This window comes from Kangiella geojedonensis (assembly GCF_000981765.1).
Taxonomy (GTDB): domain Bacteria; phylum Pseudomonadota; class Gammaproteobacteria; order Enterobacterales; family Kangiellaceae; genus Kangiella; species Kangiella geojedonensis.
The window spans coordinates 1,889,318-1,906,109 of record NZ_CP010975.1 but is presented as its reverse complement, the minus strand read 5'-3'; the positions used below and the strand labels follow the sequence as shown (position 1 = coordinate 1,906,109).

15 protein-coding genes are annotated in these 16,792 nt (G+C 44.3%); 13 read left to right on the top strand and 2 right to left on the bottom strand.

What is annotated here, in order from left to right; all coding sequences use genetic code 11:
• Positions 1–8 precede the first annotated feature (8 nt).
• The 9 genes from murD to lpxC all read left to right on the top strand — a co-directional run bounded on the left by murD (position 9) and on the right by lpxC (position 10,778).
• Entirely contained in the window at positions 9–1,334 is a 1,326-nt protein-coding gene (gene murD / locus TQ33_RS08570; RefSeq protein WP_046561688.1) for a UDP-N-acetylmuramoyl-L-alanine--D-glutamate ligase, read from the top strand.
• Complete coding sequence (gene ftsW, locus TQ33_RS08565) at positions 1,331–2,557, top strand: putative lipid II flippase FtsW (protein ID WP_046561687.1); 1,227 nt, start codon at positions 1,331–1,333, stop codon at positions 2,555–2,557. The genes murD and ftsW overlap by 4 nt, the downstream gene beginning before the upstream one ends.
• Positions 2,550–3,728 (top strand): undecaprenyldiphospho-muramoylpentapeptide beta-N-acetylglucosaminyltransferase, encoded by a 1,179-nt coding sequence (murG, locus tag TQ33_RS08560; protein WP_046561686.1) that lies wholly within the window; start codon positions 2,550–2,552, stop codon positions 3,726–3,728. Before ftsW ends, murG begins: the two co-directional genes overlap by 8 nt.
• Positions 3,715–5,169 (top strand): UDP-N-acetylmuramate--L-alanine ligase, encoded by a 1,455-nt coding sequence (gene murC, locus TQ33_RS08555; protein ID WP_046561685.1) that lies wholly within the window; start codon positions 3,715–3,717, stop codon positions 5,167–5,169. Before murG ends, murC begins: the two co-directional genes overlap by 14 nt.
• Positions 5,166–6,185, top strand: a complete 1,020-nt coding sequence (locus TQ33_RS08550) for a D-alanine--D-alanine ligase (RefSeq protein ID WP_046561684.1) — start codon at positions 5,166–5,168, stop codon at positions 6,183–6,185. Before murC ends, TQ33_RS08550 begins: the two co-directional genes overlap by 4 nt.
• Positions 6,186–6,187: 2 nt before the next feature.
• Positions 6,188–6,973: a cell division protein FtsQ/DivIB gene (locus tag TQ33_RS08545; RefSeq protein WP_046561683.1), complete on the top strand. Its 786-nt coding sequence runs from the start codon at positions 6,188–6,190 to the stop codon at positions 6,971–6,973.
• Positions 6,974–6,977: 4 nt separating this feature from the next.
• The gene (gene ftsA / locus TQ33_RS08540) at positions 6,978–8,204 is read left to right on the top strand and encodes a cell division protein FtsA (RefSeq protein ID WP_046562406.1); all 1,227 of its coding nucleotides are present in this window, start codon (positions 6,978–6,980) and stop codon (positions 8,202–8,204) included.
• 107 nt (positions 8,205–8,311) lie between these two features.
• Positions 8,312–9,481 (top strand): cell division protein FtsZ, encoded by a 1,170-nt coding sequence (gene ftsZ, locus TQ33_RS08535; RefSeq protein WP_084616967.1) that lies wholly within the window; start codon positions 8,312–8,314, stop codon positions 9,479–9,481.
• A 382-nt stretch (positions 9,482–9,863) separates the two neighbouring features.
• Positions 9,864–10,778 carry a UDP-3-O-acyl-N-acetylglucosamine deacetylase gene (lpxC, locus tag TQ33_RS08530; protein WP_046561682.1) on the top strand — a complete coding sequence of 305 codons (915 nt, stop codon included), beginning with the start codon at positions 9,864–9,866 and terminating at the stop codon, positions 10,776–10,778.
• Positions 10,779–10,817: 39 nt separating this feature from the next.
• Here lpxC and TQ33_RS08525 read toward each other — a convergent pair whose 3' ends face one another.
• Positions 10,818–11,135 (bottom strand): DciA family protein, encoded by a 318-nt coding sequence (locus tag TQ33_RS08525; protein ID WP_046561681.1) that lies wholly within the window; start codon positions 11,133–11,135, stop codon positions 10,818–10,820.
• 152 nt (positions 11,136–11,287) lie between these two features.
• On the opposite strand from TQ33_RS08525, the gene TQ33_RS08520 reads away from it, so the two are divergent.
• The 3 genes from TQ33_RS08520 (at position 11,288) to TQ33_RS08510 (ending at position 15,630) form a co-directional block, all read left to right on the top strand.
• Positions 11,288–12,211 carry a M23 family metallopeptidase gene (locus TQ33_RS08520; protein ID WP_046561680.1) on the top strand — a complete coding sequence of 308 codons (924 nt, stop codon included), beginning with the start codon at positions 11,288–11,290 and terminating at the stop codon, positions 12,209–12,211.
• Positions 12,212–12,531: 320 nt separating this feature from the next.
• Complete coding sequence (gene secA, locus TQ33_RS08515; RefSeq protein ID WP_046561679.1) at positions 12,532–15,246, top strand: preprotein translocase subunit SecA; 2,715 nt, start codon at positions 12,532–12,534, stop codon at positions 15,244–15,246.
• 6 nt (positions 15,247–15,252) lie between these two features.
• Complete coding sequence (locus TQ33_RS08510) at positions 15,253–15,630, top strand: NUDIX domain-containing protein (RefSeq protein ID WP_046561678.1); 378 nt, start codon at positions 15,253–15,255, stop codon at positions 15,628–15,630.
• Here TQ33_RS08510 and yacG read toward each other — a convergent pair whose 3' ends face one another.
• On the bottom strand, positions 15,631–15,828 hold the full coding sequence (gene yacG / locus TQ33_RS08505; protein WP_052735260.1) for a DNA gyrase inhibitor YacG: 198 nt from the start codon (positions 15,826–15,828) through the stop codon (positions 15,631–15,633).
• 525 nt (positions 15,829–16,353) lie between these two features.
• On the opposite strand from yacG, the gene TQ33_RS08500 reads away from it, so the two are divergent.
• Positions 16,354–16,785, top strand: coding sequence for a pilin (locus TQ33_RS08500; protein WP_046561677.1), 432 nt, complete (start codon positions 16,354–16,356; stop codon positions 16,783–16,785).
• The last annotated feature ends 7 nt before the right edge of the window (positions 16,786–16,792 follow it).

The window sequence follows — 16,792 nt, the reverse complement described above, 5'->3', positions numbered from 1 at the left end:
AGTAATTGATGCAAATAAACGCACTTGAACAGAAAAATCGTTTGATTCTTGGTCTTGGAGAGACCGGGCTTTCGGTTGCGCGTTATTTGTCAAAAAACAATCAGTCATTCAAGGTCATGGATACGCGTGAACAGGCGCCAGGATCGGATGAATTGGCAAAACTTGATGCCGAAGCTTTAATTCCTTGGAATGGTGAGCAGATGTTGGGCTATGAACAATTAGTGGTTAGCCCAGGTATCGCAGTGACGCAGCCCGATATTGCTAAAGCTCAGGACTATGGTGTTGAGATTGCTGGCGACATTGAGTTATTTGCACAAGCCAATCAATTGCCCGTGATAGCGATTACTGGCTCGAATGGTAAAAGCACCGTTACTGAATTAGTAGGAACCTTGTTAGAAGCCAGTGGTTTAAAGGCTCTGGTTGGCGGCAACATAGGCGTTCCAGCACTTGACCTGTTAGTAGAGTCTAGCGACGAAGCTGTGGTGGTGCTAGAGCTGTCAAGCTTCCAGCTTGAAACCACGTATTCGTTAAAGCCAACGGCTGCCACTATCCTTAATATCAGTGAAGATCACCTCGATCGATATGTGGATTACAAAGCTTATGTCGAGGCGAAACAGCGTATTTTTGATCATGCAGAAGTCATTATTGAAAACTCAGAAGATGAGTTAACTCAACCTAGCGATACAAATGCTAATCGTTTGTCGTTTGGGTTTTCTGCTCACAGCGACTGGCAGGTGGATGTAAAAGCCGGTGTATTACGACGTGCTGAGCGTGAAGTACTTTCACTAAACGAATTAACGCTACAAGGTGCGCATAACGCACTCAATGTAGCGGCGGCTTTTGCTTTGTTAGAAGCAACTGGCGTAGTAATTAATGAGGCGGTCATTAACAGTGCCAAAAGTTATCGAGGTATGCCACACCGAAGCCAGTTGGTTGCAGTAAAAGGTGATGTGACTTACATCAACGATTCAAAAGCAACCAATGTCGGCGCTACTGTGGCGGCGATTAATAGTTTTGCACCTAAGTTTGGCAAAAAGATTATTTTGATTGCTGGCGGTGATGCTAAGGGTGCTGATCTATCAAGCTTGCAAGAGACTATTAAGACGCATACTAAAAAGGTGATTTGTTTCGGCAAAGATGGCGGGACTATTGCTGGGTTAGACCCGCATAAATCGATCATTGTGAGCAGCTTAGAAGAAGCTGTAGAGCAAGCGGTGGCTTCAAGTGACGCTGGCGACTGCGTGCTCTTATCGCCTGCTTGCGCCAGTTGGGACATGTTTAAGAATTACATTGAACGTGGTGAACAGTTTGAACAATTGGTGGAGGCGCTATGACAAATATTATTCAAGTCTTGCGTCTTAACGACTTTGTCGAGCAGTTAAAACTGTCAGACCCACGTACTCGACTTGATCCTTGGTTGCTTGGTCCAGTGATTGCATTGCTCGCAATTGGTGTGGTGATGGTTGCTTCTAGCTCGATGCCGTACGCAGAAGATCATATGAACGGTAACGAGTTCCACTTTTTAATTCGTCACTGTATTTATTTATGTATTGCAGTGACTGCGGCTATCTTTGCTTTACAGCTGGATACCCGCTTTTGGCAAGAAAACGGCCCTAAGTTTTTAGTGTTGGGCGTGTTATTGCTGGTTGCTGTACTGTTTATCGGACGAGAAGTTAACGGCAGTAAGCGCTGGATTGGCGTTGGTCCCTTAACGATTCAGCCTGCTGAACTTATGAAGTTCTTTATTGTGATTTACTTGGCTGGTTATTTAGTGCGTCGGAGTGATGAACTGCAGACACAGATTCGCGGATTCATAAAGCCTTTAGTGGTTCTTGGCTTAGTCGTTGCTTTCTTGTTATTGCAACCGGACTTTGGCACATCAGCTGTGATTGTTGCAACGGCGTTGGCCATGATGTTTTTGGCCGGTGCGCGTTTATGGCAGTTCATTACCCTTACTGGCTTTGTGGGGATTGTCATGGGGCTGGTGGCTTGGCAAGAACCTTATCGCATGAAGCGATTAACCAGCTTCCTTGATCCATGGGCGGATCAATTCGGAAGTGGTTACCAGCTGGTGCAATCATTGATTGCATTCGGTCGTGGTGATTGGTTTGGCGCGGGTTTAGGAAATAGCGTGCAGAAATTATCCTATTTACCAGAAGCTCATACCGATTTTGTGTTTGCGGTATTTGCTGAAGAATTTGGCTTTATCGGCGTGGCGTTAGTCATTGTCTTATTTGCCATTATTTTCATGAAAAGCCTCAGCATTGGCCGTCGAGCACTAAAGATGGAGCATTATTTTGCAGCCTATATGTCTTACGGCTTTGGTTTTTGGTTGAGCTTGCAAGCACTCATTAATATTGGCGTTGCGAGTGGCTCTTTACCAACCAAGGGATTAACACTGCCATTTATTAGCTATGGCGGTAATTCCCTTATCGTCAGCTGCGTTGCTATAGCCGTGTTGTTGCGTGTTGACTTCGAGGTTCGTCGGAAAGAGCACGAATATTCTAGCGCTAAGCAGTCTTACCGTGGCAGAAGCCAGGGGGAGCGGCATGAGTAGAACAACCCAGAAAACGATTTTATTGATGGCTGGTGGAACTGGCGGTCATATTTTCCCAGCGTTAGCGGTGGGTAAAGAGTTGCAACAGCAAGGTTGGATGTTGCACTGGTTAGGCTCAGAAGGTGGTATGGAAGAAGAGTTAGTGCCGAAACACGATATTAAGATGACGTTGCTACCTGTTAAAGGGGTTCGAAATAAAGGATTCGCATCGTTAGTTAAAGCGCCATTCCAATTGCTAAAAAGTGTGTTATTAGCGAGAAAAGCGATTAAGACAATCAAGCCCGATGTTGCGTTAGGCATGGGAGGGTTTGCTAGTGGTCCTGGTGGGTTAGCCGCAAAGTTGTGCGGAGTTCCTCTCGTACTGCATGAGCAAAATGCTATCGCAGGCATGACCAACCAACAGCTGAATCGTTTTAGCAAAATAACCTTACAAGCTTACCCAGGAGCTTTTGTTGAGGCCAGTAAAGTCGCCACAGTGGGTAATCCGGTCAGAACCGATTTAATGAATATTGCTCCTGCAAAAGAGCGTATTAATACCACGCAAGGCAGTATCAAATTGTTAGTGATAGGCGGTAGCAGAGGAGCCTTGGTGTTGAACCAAAAAATCCCTGCGATGCTGGACATTATTAATGGCGGACTCAATGTGAGTGTGCGTCATCAATGTGGTCGTGGGAATTTAGGTGACGTCGTCGCTAGATATAAAGAATTAAATAATAGCCTAGTTAAGCATGATGTTACTGAGTTTATTGATGACATGGCAGCCGCTTATGAATGGGCTGATTTAGTGATTTGTCGTGCGGGTGCTCTAACCGTAGCAGAAATAGCGATGGCAGGATGTGCGGCAATCTTTGTGCCATACCCACATGCGGTGGATGATCATCAGACTCACAATGCACGTTACTTGGCTAATCAAGGCGGAGCATTAATTATTCAACAGCATGATTTAGATGAGCAAGCCTTGGCTCAACAAATTACGGCGTTAGCGAATGATAAACAACGCATTGTAGAAATGGCGATTATTGCGAAGAGTTTGGCCAAGCCACAATCAACGCTACAGGTCGCTGAGTATTGTAAACGTGCAGCAGTTGGTCAGTTTGAAATTATGAGTAGCGCAGAAGCTAATACAGATGTTAAGAGTGAAGCTGCGGAGAGTGTTAATGAGCAACGATAACTTACAACAGGCGATTCCTGAAATGCGCCGTATTAAGCGAATTCACTTTATTGGAATTGGCGGTGCAGGTATGAGTGGCATTGCTGAAGTGTTGTTAAATTTAGGCTACGCCGTAAGCGGATCTGATTTGCGTCAAAGTCACGTTACCGAACGTTTGAAAAGTTTAGGTGCAGAGATTTTCCTCGGGCACCGCAGTAACAATATTCTAGATGTGGATGTTGTGGTTTGTTCGACTGCGATTCCAAAAAATAATCCTGAAATTGAAGCGGCTAGAGAGCGCCGAGTACCGATTGTACGTCGCGCGGAAATGTTAGCCGAGCTAATGCGCTTTAGACATGGCATAGCAGTAGCGGGTACTCATGGCAAAACCACGACCACAAGTCTATTGGCCAGTATTTATGCCGAAGGTGGCTATGATCCAACATTTGTAATTGGTGGCTTGTTAAATAGCGCAGGTTCAAACGCCAAGCTTGGTAAAAGCCGTTACTTCATTGCTGAAGCTGATGAAAGTGATGCGTCATTCTTGCACTTACAACCGATGGTGTCTGTGGTGACGAATATTGAAGCTGACCATATGGATACTTATGGCGGTGACTTTAAAAATTTAGAAAGTAACTTTATCGATTTCTTACATAACTTACCGTTTTACGGTTTAGCGGTGATGTGTATTGATGATGAGACGGTATTAGAGTTGATCCCGAAGCTCTCTCGTCCAACAGTAACTTATGGCTTTAGCCAGAAAGCTGACGTAAGAGCCATCGACTTTGAACAAAAAGGAACGAAAAGTTACTTCAAAGTGGTTCGCCGTGATTGTGTTGGGCAACTGGATATTGAGTTGAATTTGCCTGGGCAACATAACGTACAGAATGCTTTAGCTGCTATTGCTGTCGCGACAGATGATGGTGTTAGTGATATCGCCATTCAAAAAGCATTAGCTGAATTTGAAGGCATTGGTCGACGCTTCCAGATGTATGGCGATTACACAGTTAATAATAAAACAGTGACCCTAATAGATGATTATGGTCATCACCCAAGCGAAGTGAATGCGACCATTAAAGCGTTACGCAAAAGCTGGCCTGAGCGCCGCCTTGTTATGGTGTACCAGCCACATAGATACTCCCGAACTCGTGATTTGTATGAAGATTTTTGTTCGGTCTTATCAGAAGTGGATGAGCTATTAATGTTAGAGGTATATTCGGCGGGTGAAGAGCCTATACCTGGCGCGGATAGCCGTTCGTTGTGCCGTAGTATTCGTCAACGCGGCAAGATTGAACCGATTTTTGTAGAGTCGATTGCGGATTTACCAGAAGCATTACATCACGTCTTGGACGATGGTGATGTTCTGGTAACGCAAGGTGCGGGTAATGTTGGATCACTAGCGCCTTCTTGGGTTCAAGTTAATTTGGATTTTAAGCGTTTGATCGACAAGGAGGATGCGTGAGCCACCCTGCTAACGATAAGTCATTCCAAGTAAGTCGTTCTCCAAAGGAGTACGGCAAAGTGGCTGTGGTTTATGGCGGCTTTTCGGCTGAGCGTGAAATTTCATTGATTTCTGGCGAAACCGTGCATAAAGCACTAGTCGAAGCTGGCGTCGATGCTCATAAGGTAGACCCTAAAAGTGATGGCCTTGAGGCATTATCAACACAGGGGTTTGATCGAGTTTGGAATGCTCTGCATGGCCGTGGTGGTGAAGATGGCGTGATTCAAGGTTTCTTGGAATTGCACCAGATTCCTTATACCGGATGCGGAGTGATGGCTTCAGCAATCGCCATGGATAAATTACGCACCAAGTTACTATGGAGTGCGCAGGGTTTGCCAGTGGCAAAACATCGCATGGTGACTACGGGAGAACTGTCCTTTGATCGTGCACAAGAGTTGCTGGATGAATTAAACGGTTGCGTCATGGTCAAGCCGATTCATGAAGGCTCAAGCGTCGGTATGGCGAGAGCAGATAGCCCAGAGTCTTTGCAAAGAGCGGTGGCAGATGCGGCACAGTTTGACCAAGAAATCATGTTAGAGCAGTGGATATATGGCGAAGAGTACACCGTATCCATTTTAAACGGTAAGGCGCTTCCCAGTATCCGTGTGAAAACGCCGCATGCCTTTTATGACTTTACAGCGAAATACAACAGTAACTCCACGGAGTATCACTGCCCGAGTGGTTTGTCTGAGAGTGAAGAGTCAGAGCTGGCGACCTTAAGCGAAAAAGCGTTTAAATCTCTGGGTTGTTACGGCTGGGGACGTGTGGATTTTATGCTGGATGGGCAAACAGGTGATTGGTTGTTATTAGAGGTCAATACAGTCCCTGGAATGACTCAATCGTCGTTGGTGCCCAAAGCCGCAAAAGCCAAAGGCGTGAGTTTTGAGCAGTTAGTACTGAATGTATTAGAAACAAGTTTTGAGCGTCAAGGCGGATTGTTTAAGAGCGTTCTGAGTGCTGAAGGAGTTGGTGAATAGTTATGGCCAAGATGGCGAGTCGTAGCGAAAAAAAGCAGCGTTCATTTGAGGGCTTTGCAAAGCCTTTAAAATGGGCTGTTGGTTTGCTAGCAGGTTCGTTGGTTGCGATAGCGTTGGTGTTTGGTGGTATTTGGATCTTTAGCATTAACACTGACAATGTTTTTCCGATTAAAAAAGTAGAGTTACAAAAGCACAAATTTACAAACGCTGTAGGCGTCTATGATGTGCTGAGAAGTATTGATGACCGGGGCTTCTTCACGTTAGAGATGGAGCAAGCGGAACAAAAGTTAGTGGAATTGCCATGGGTTAAGTCGGTTCAGCTGAGAAAAGTTTGGCCGGAAACTTTACAAGTTTCGGTCATAGAGCATGAGCCCGTGGCGTACTGGAATGATCGTGGTGTTGTGTCGGTCGAGGGTGAGGTTTTTTACCCTGTTGAGTTACCTCACGCTGAGTGGGTGAAGTTAAGTGGCCCTGACGCATTGGCGAAAGACTTAACGGAGTTGTTGCAACTGTATCAGCAACAGCTACTCGAAAAGAAAATGATTATCGACAGAATGGAGTTAAGTCAGCGTGGCGCTATCAATTTGGTGTTAACCGATGGCTTAGAAGTTCGATTAGGCAATGTTCATGTGGAAGAGCGTATAGAGAGATTTATGCAGTACATCGATAGTGTAAAACAACAAAAACAAGCCGCTTTGGCATACGTTGATTTGCGATACCAAAACGGTATGGCAGCGCAATGGGTAGAAAATGAAGCGTCAGTCATCAATGACGGAGGCAGTAGGTAAGGCTATGTCGAAATCAACAGAAAAACGATTAATTGTAGGGCTGGATATTGGCACATCAAAAGTGGTGGCCATTGTTGGGGAAGTAGGTGCTGATGATACGGTCGATATTATCGGTATTGGCTCGCACCCATCTCGTGGCATGAAGAAAGGCGTGGTGGTTAATATCGAGTCCACCGTCGCTTCAATTCAGCGTGCCGTGGAGGAAGCTGAGTTAATGGCGGGTTGCCAGATTCACTCTGTTTACACCGGTATTGCTGGAAGCCACATCAAAAGTCTCAATTCGCACGGTATTGTTGCGATTAAAGATAATGAAGTCGCTCAGAGTGATGTCGAGCGTGTGATTGACGCAGCGAAAGCGGTAGCAATACCTGCAGATCAAAAAATCATGCATGTATTGCCGCAAGAATTTGTGATTGATAACCAAGAAGGTATTCGCGAGCCGATTGGTATGTCGGGCGTTCGTCTTGAAGCAAAAGTACACATGGTGACTGGTGCCGTGAGTGCAGCACAGAACATTACTAAATGTGTGGCGCGCTGTGGATTAGAAACGGAAGACGTGATTTTAGAGCAGTTAGCATCGAGTTATTCGGTGCTGACTGAAGATGAAAAAGAGTTAGGCGTTTGTTTGATTGATATCGGTGGCGGCACGACGGACATCGCGATATTCACGGGCGGTGCGATTCGTCATACCGCGGTCATTCCGATTGCGGGCGATCAGGTCACAAACGATATCGCTGTCGCACTAAGAACGCCGACTCAGCATGCTGAAGATATCAAAGTGAAATATGCGTGTGCGTTAAGACAGTTAACGAACTTAGATGAAACGATCGAAGTTCCAGGGGTTGGCGAGCGTCAACCGAGACGTGTGTCACGACAAATATTGGCGGAAGTCGTTGAGCCACGTTACAGCGAATTGTTTGAGTTGGTTCATGCTGAAATTCGTCGTAGCGGATTTGAGAATTTAATTGCTTCGGGCATGGTCATCACCGGTGGCGGCTCGAAGATGGAAGGTTTGATGGAGCTGGCAGAGGAAGTGTTCCACATGCCAGTTCGTCAAGGGATGCCTCAACACATCAAAGGTTTGGTGGATGTTGTGCGCAACCCAATTTATGCCACGGGCGTTGGTCTATTAATTTACGGTAAGCAAGACGTAGGCCATCACCGTGAACGAAATGTGACTGGCTTTAATGGGCTCTGGGAGCGCATGAAAAGCTGGTTCAGTGGATTTTAATCATTAGCTTTGGCTAGAGATTAAATTGGAGAAGTCACTTATGTTCTTTAAATATTGTAAGCAAGACTTAAGTGAAAATTGGCTAAACAATCGAAGGGGATATAGTTATGCCTAATATGTTTGAACTCGTAGATAGCTGCCAGAATAGCGCAGTTATTAAAGTTATTGGTGTTGGTGGCGGTGGCGGTAATGCCGTTGAGCACATGGTGAAAGCCAACATTGATGGTGTTGAATTTATTTGTGCCAATACGGATGCTCAAGCCTTGAATGCTTCAACGGCTAAAACCACCATCCAAATTGGTCAAAACATTACACGCGGCCTTGGTGCTGGCGCAAATCCTGATGTGGGACGCCAAGCAGCACTCGAAGATCGTGAACGTATCATGGAGTCGCTGCAAGGCTCTGATATGGTATTTATTACTGCCGGAATGGGCGGTGGTACTGGTACGGGTGCTGCACCTGTGATTGCCGAGATTGCTAAAGAGATGGGCATTTTAACAGTAGCTGTGGTCACTAAGCCGTTCAAGTTTGAGCGCAAAAAGCGTATGAAGCTGGCGGAAAACGGTATTGAAGATTTGCGCAACGTCGTAGACTCTTTGATTATTATTCCAAATGATAAGTTAGTGGCTCAGTTCGCTGGATTGCGCTTAACCGAAGCCTTCGCCTCGGCTAACTCAGTATTGCATGGTGCGGTACAGGGTATCGCAGAGTTGATTACCTGCCCTGGCCTAATCAACGTTGACTTTGCAGACGTCCGTACAGTGATGGCGGAACAAGGCCAAGCGATGATGGGTACTGGTATCGCATCAGGTGAAGGTCGTGCTCAAGTTGCTGCAGATATGGCAGTGGCGAGCCCGCTTCTTGAAGACGTTGATTTATCAGGTGCACGCGGCATTTTGGTTAACGTTACGGCGAACGAAGAGTTTACCATTGATGAGTTCTCTGAAGTTTGTGAAGTAATCGAGGATATTGCTCACGAAGATGCCATCGTCGTGGTTGGTACTGCAATCGATGACAGCATGGGCGATGAAATGCGTGTGACTGTTGTTGCGACGGGCTTAGGTCAGGAAGCTGGCATGAGACTTGTTTCAGACAATAAAGAGCGTGAAGTTCGCAAGCCAAGTGGTGAGCTGGACTTTAATAAACTTGATGTCCCACCTGCGGCGCGTAAGCAAGCTGGTGTGGAAGAGTCGGAAAGCACTCAAAAAATGGCGGTAGGAAGTGATGTTGATAACTTCTTGGATATTCCGGCATTTTTGAGAAAGCAGGCCGATTAACTGTTAAGTTTTAGTTGAACGTACCATTGATTTGGACATTAACTATTGACAGTAACCATGGAGTGATACATGCAAAACGTTAGAGGTGTTGTGTTCTGATTGAATGAAACTAAACGCAAAGCTAGCGTTCATAGAGAATAAGGAGGCAATCCCTTCGAGCCTCCTTAGCTTTCCTTGCTCTGCATTCAGTGCTGATTAAGGATTTGATTTGCATAATTAGGGATAATGAGAGAATTTGTGTGGAAGATGCAAATTCAAACAAATGTTCAAAAAACGTTCAAAAATTGTTCAAACAATAGAAATATTGTGGTAATATGCGCTAAAATTTCGACATCTTCCACCCTAAATTCTTGATTTTTCAAGAAGTTGGAGAAAACACTGAATGATACGACAACGTACGTTGAAAACAACCATTCGCGCCACTGGCGTAGGTTTGCACACTGGAGATAAAGTGTATTTAACCCTACGACCAGCTCCAGTGGATACAGGGATTGTGTTCCGTCGCGTTGATCTAGATCCAATTGTAGAAATTGATGCAAAGCCAGAAAATGTTGGCGATACCACGCTTTCAACCTGTTTGGTGAAAGATGGTGTGCGAATTTCTACGGTCGAGCACCTATTATCAGCTATGGCTGGTTTAGGCCTCGATAATGCCTATATTGATGTGTCTGCACCTGAAGTTCCTATTATGGACGGCAGTGCAAGCCCATTTGTATTTTTGTTGCAGTCTGCTGGTGTCACCGAGCAGAATGCGCCGAAGAAGTTTATCAAAATCAAAAAGAAAGTGACTGTCGAAGACGGCGATAAGAAAGCAACGTTTGAGCCTTTTGATGGCTTTAAAGTTGCCTTTACCATTGATTTTGATCACCCGGTATTTAAGAAGAGCAGTCAAACCTCAGTGATTGACTTCTCGACCACGTCTTTTGTGAAAGAAGTAAGTCGTGCGCGTACTTTCGGTTTCATGAAAGATATCGAGTTTTTGCGTGCAAACAATCTAGCGCTTGGCGGCAGTCAAGACAACGCTATCGTGATGGACGACTATCGAGTGTTAAACGAAGATGGTTTGCGTTATGACGACGAGTTTGTGAAGCATAAAATTCTTGATGCTATTGGTGACTTATTCTTGCTGGGTCATAGCTTAATTGGCTCATTTGTAGGCTATAAATCTGGTCATGCGCTAAATAACCAGCTAATCCGTACCTTGATGGCGGATGAGTCTACTTGGGAATTAGCGACTTATGAAGATGCTAAAACAGCGCCAATTTCATACATTATGAACCCGGTGCTGTCAGTCTAGTCACTTTCTAAACAGTTACTGACGATTAATACTTTTTAACTATCGGAATTGACTTGGCTTAACTTTTATTTGAATATTAGCCAACGAATAATGGCCGGCTTGACGTAAGTTGGCCAATAATTCTGAAGAAATATAGCGAAGACGTGTACTCCAAGCTGCATTTTCCGCAGTAATGATAAGACTAGTCTGATTGAACTCTGAGACCTCACAGTGGCCTTTCAGTTCGTCAGGTAGTAGTTCTTGTACACTTTTGTTTATGGACTTTAGGCTATTGGATTGTTTCAATAGCCCTTTTAGCAAGCCATCAGACTTGCTAAGTATGTCAGCCACGGACTTGGCTCGGGAAGGACGCTTCATAAGCTTTAATGCTTCTGGGCTAAGTAGGTGTTAGTTTACTATTGTAAGCTTGCGATGTTGAATTTGTCATCCGAAACGGCGGTTAAATCCGCAAAATTTTGTAAACATGAACGTTTTAGATTTTCGATGACTTGAGTAACTTTTGGTTGATTATGCGAATTACGATTATTAAAAGTGATCAGAAAGGAATCAAGGCTTTGGAATTAGGACGATCTAAATTGGTTGTAACGGTATTACTGAGTGCTTTCAGTTTACTCGCTATCATAGCGGCAACTTTCTATACCACTAAGTGGGTTTTGCAGCAGGACTTAGTGAGCGAAACTGCCATTCAAAAATGGCAGGTCGAACTCTCTCAGCAAAAAGAAGAATTAGAGCGTGCTAAGAAATTGTCTGAAGACAAAGTTCAGGCACTATCAAGCCGCTTAGCATCAATGCAGGCCCACATCCTACGACTAGACGCTGCCGGTGCACGGTTAGCCGAAGAAGCAGGTATTACCGATGAGTTTGGCTTTGGTGCAGCACCCGCAATGGGCGGACCTTCCGAGGATGAAGATGCTGACAAAGCCACTTATCATGACGTAGCTTCATCATTGGATGTCATTCAAAGTTCCATTGAAGCTAAAGAGCAACAGTTATTTGCGCTTGAGTCCTTGTTGCTGGATAAGAATATTAGCGCCGAGCAAAAGATTAGTGGACGTCCTGTGAATACAGGATGGCTATCATCTCCTTATGGCTACCGTTCTGATCCCTTCAGTGGTAAACGTGCATGGCATGCGGGTATTGATTTTTCAGCATTGGCTGGTTCAGATGTTGTATCGACAGCTGCGGGTGTTGTGACAACGGTTGAGCGCAAAGCAGGCTACGGCATTTTTGTCGAGGTGAGCCATGGCGACGGTTACACCACGCGTTATGGACACAACAAAACGGTACTCGTAAAGAAAGGTGACCTGATTAAAAAAGGTCAGACAATTGCCAAAGTAGGTAGCACTGGTCGCTCAACTGGTCCTCACGTACATTATGAAGTTACTCGTAATGGAAAGCGTGTTAATCCTTGGCGTTACCTTAAAGAGTCGTAATAGCGCGTAACAGAGATTTAAGGTACAAATTTCTGACTTTAAAAATATCGTACTTTAAAGCCGAGTCTATCTCGGCTTTTTTGTGCTTATCGATGGCATAAGAACAATTTATCAAGTGTCATTGAAATTCTTAAAAGACGCCCCCATTAGTTTCAAATACTTGCTCGAAAAGCCCGATAAGGCGTTTACAGCTTCTAGAATATCGGTACAATCGAGTGCTTAATGATAATTCTATTAACCGTTGCGGTCATACAACGAAAGGCATGATGCCCAAAAATTAACCAGCAACTGTTTTATAACTTGATAAAAGAACCGATAGCATGAGTTTTCTAAGCAAAATATTTGGTAGTCGAAATCAACGCACAATTAAACGTATGGGCAAGCAGGTTGAGCGCATTAACCAGCTTGAGGCTGATTTTGAGTCTTTAAGTGATGAGCAGGTAAAGGCTAAGACTGAAGAGTTCAAGCAGCGTTTAGAGCAAGGCGAGTCACTTGATAGCTTATTACCAGAAGCTTTTGCTGCGGTTCGTGAAGCCAGTAAACGTACCTTGGGGATGCGTCACTTTGACGTTCAGTTAATTGGTGGTATGACGTTGCATCAAGGCAAAATTGGTGAAATGCGTACCGGTGAGGGTAAAACGTTAGTGGCAACCTTGCCAGTTTACCTCAACGCGTTGACCGGTAAAGGCGTTCACGTGATTACGGTGAACGACTACTTGGCGCAACGTGATGCTGAGTGGATGGCGCCAGTGTATCAATTTTTAGGCATGAGTGTTGGTGTGATCTTATCTGGTCAAACTCATGAGCAGAAAAAAGAAGCTTACGATTCTGATATTACCTATGGTACTAACAACGAATATGGCTTTGATTACTTGCGCGATAATATGGCGTTTGAGCAAGAGCAGCGTGTGCAGCGTGAGCTAAATTTTGCTGTTATTGATGAGGTTGACTCGATTCTTATTGATGAGGCGCGTACGCCTCTGATTATTTCTGGGCAAGCTGAAGACAGCTCAGAAATGTACCGTGCAATTAACCAGTTAATCCCACAACTTGAAGCTCAAGAAAAAGAGTCTCAGGAAGATGAAGAAGACACTGGTGATTACACCATTGATGAAAAAGGTAAGCAGGCGAACCTGACAGAGCTGGGCCAAGAGCGTATTGAAAAATTGTTGCGCAAAACAGGTCTGCTACCTGATGGGCAAAGTTTGTATAGCCCTGCCAGTATTATGTTGCTGCACCATGTCAATGCAGCCCTAAGAGCGCACAAGCTATTCAAGAAAGATGTGGACTATGTCGTAAAGGATAATGAAGTAATTATTGTTGATGAACACACGGGGCGTACAATGCCGGGGCGTCGTTGGTCAGATGGTTTGCATCAGGCTATCGAAGCGAAAGAAGGCGTTAACATTCAAAACGAAAACCAAACTTTAGCATCGATTACCTTCCAGAATTATTTCCGTCTTTACAATAAGTTGTCAGGTATGACTGGTACCGCGGACACAGAAGCGACTGAGCTACATATGATTTATGGGCTTGAGGTTGTGGTTATACCGACCAACAAGCCGATGCAACGCTTGGATATGGCTGACTTGATCTTCTTAAGTAAAGAAGAAAAGTATGCAGCCATCATTGAAGAGATTAAAGAGCTTCAAGAAAAAGGGCAACCGATTCTGGTGGGTACCGTTTCGATTGAGTCGTCAGAATTAATTTCGAATGCTCTGAAAAAAGCCAAAATTAAACACCAAGTACTGAACGCTAAGTTCCATGCAAAAGAAGCAGATATTATTGCTCAAGCTGGTCGACCAGGTACGGTAACTATCGCTACTAACATGGCGGGACGTGGTACAGATATTGTTCTCGGTGGTAACTTACAGGCGGACATTGATGCCTTAGGCGAAAACCCGAGCGAAGAGAAAATTGCTAAAGCTAAAGAAGAGTGGCAGAAGCGTCATGATGCAGTTCTAGAAGCTGGTGGCTTGGCTATTATTGGTACAGAGCGACATGAGTCGCGTCGTATCGATAATCAGCTTCGTGGTCGTTCTGGCCGTCAGGGTGACCCAGGTTTAAGTCGTTTCTACTTATCGTTAGAAGACGACTTAATGCGTATTTTTGCCTCTGAGCGTCTTGGTATGATGATGCAACGCTTAGGTTGGGAAGAAGGTGAAGCTTTAGAGCATAAAATGGTGTCACGCGCGATTGAAAATGCACAGCGAAAAGTCGAGCAGCGCAACTTTGATATGCGTAAAAACCTCCTTGAATATGATGATGTCGCCAATGACCAGCGTCGGGTGATTTACGAGCAGCGTAATGAATTGATGGAGTCTGACGACATTCAAGACACGATTGAAGATATGCGTTATGACGTAGTCCAAGATGTGATTAGTCAATATGTGCCACCTCAATCCATTGAGGAAATGTGGGATATTAAAGGACTAGAGACGCGTTTGGAGCAAGAGTTTGATATTGAGTTGCCGGTTCAGAAGTGGTTGGATGAAGACGATAAGTTTGCCGAAGAAGAGTTGCGCGAAAAAGTATATCAAAATATTCAAGACTCTTATGAAGCGAAAGAAGCCGCCTTGCCAGAAGCAAAAATGATGCGTCAACTTGAGAAGCAAGTCATGCTTCAACATCTGGATATGCACTGGAAAGAACACCTAGGCAACATGGATCACTTGCGTCAAAGTATTCACTTACGTAGTTACGCACAAAAGAACCCGAAGCAAGAGTATAAGCGTGAAGCGTTTGAGTTATTCTCAGGGCTGTTGGATAACTTAAAGCACGATGTTGTCACTGTGTTGTCAAAAGTGAAGTTCCGTATGCCAGAAGAAGTAGAAGCCATGGAACGTCAGCAACAAGACGCATCACAGATGAGTATGCAGCATGATTCAGCTACTGCTATGCCACAAGAGCAAAGTAGTCCGACACAGCGTCAAGCCGAAACCTTTGTTCGCGAGCAACCGAAGGTTGGCCGTAATGAACCATGCCCGTGCGGTTCTGGAAAGAAATTTAAACAGTGCCATGGTAAGGTTTCGTAAGGCTCCATGACTGTTGTCAATGTCGCGGTCGCAGTGATTAAAGTTGCAGACCGCGTACTGATTGCAAAGCGCTCAAAGCAGCAACATCAAGGTGGATTGTGGGAGTTTCCTGGCGGAAAAATCGAATCAGGTGAAGCTTTAGCCGACGCAATTCAGCGTGAATGTTTTGAAGAGTTAGATATTTGGCCTACCAAGATTGCCCCGTTGACCGTCATTGAACATGAGTATACTGATAAGTCAGTTAGGCTTGAAGTGTGCTTGGTCTCTGATTACCTTGGCGTACCTGTCGGTAAAGAAGGGCAGCCATTGGAATGGAGCCCTGTGGGTTCTCTCAACAATTACGATTTCCCACAGGCTAATAAAGCAATCTTAAAGCTTCTTTAGTTATTTTTCTTCTTTTGCTAGTTCATTAACCGTAAGCGGGTCCATCGGTTGACCAGCAATTTTGTGGCCTTCACTTGCCCATTCCCCCAAGTCAATAAGCTTGCATCGTTTGCTGCAGAATGGTTTGCAATCATTACTTTGAGTCCAAGCAACGGATTTAGAGCAGCTAGGACATTTGACGATCATTGTTTCTGACATAATTCTCTAGAAATATTAAATGTCCACGAAGGATACTAATATGGCTGTTAAAAATCGATACTGAATATGAAATTTATACAGCTTATTTAGCCATATTAGTTTTATAAAAGAGATAGCTATCCATAAAATAACAATTAAAACAGTAGGTTAGCCGACTCATATTCACGTTAATTCTAAACTTTGAATTGGTTTTAGTGGTAAACAAGTGACAAAAAATGTCAGTATAGACGTTAAATGGTTGATTTTTTTTCCTTTTATTGAGTGAAAACGATGCGACCCTGCATACAAATGTGACTTAAGTCATTGTTTTAATAGAGATGTCGAGAAATTTTACAATCGATTGTTGCTATCTTGAATTTGCACAGTTATATTTGACTACAGAGTTTGTTCATACAGGTTCGCTCAATTCCGAGCGTCTGTTGGCGCTAAGCAAAACACCAACTGAGGGAACGCTTAGTTAAGCAGTTTAAATGTGTAAGGACAAATTTAGTGACTATTTTTGCAAAATGTATAGGAGAGAGTCTCATGCAAACTAAAAAACAAGCGGGTTTTACCCTTATTGAATTAATGATCGTTGTAGCGATCGTCGGTATCTTGGCAGCAGTAGCAATCCCTGCTTACCAGGATTATATCAAGCGTTCTAAAGTATCTGAGCTTTTAGGTGCTATGGCGGCATGCAAAACTTCAGTATCGGAAACGTATTCTTCTAATGGCAACAACTTAGGTTCAATCGATACTGCCGCATCTGGTTGCAACACTACGGCAACACAGTATATGTCTCAGCTGGCAGTTTCTTCTGGAGTAATTACAGTTACTGCGACAAATATTGGTACAGGTGTTGATAATGGCACATTGAGTCTAACTCCAACAGAAGATACCACCAACGGTATTGTAACGGACTGGACTTGTAGTTCTTCTAATATTGGTACTCAATATGTTCCGTCCAACTGTCGTTAATCTTCAG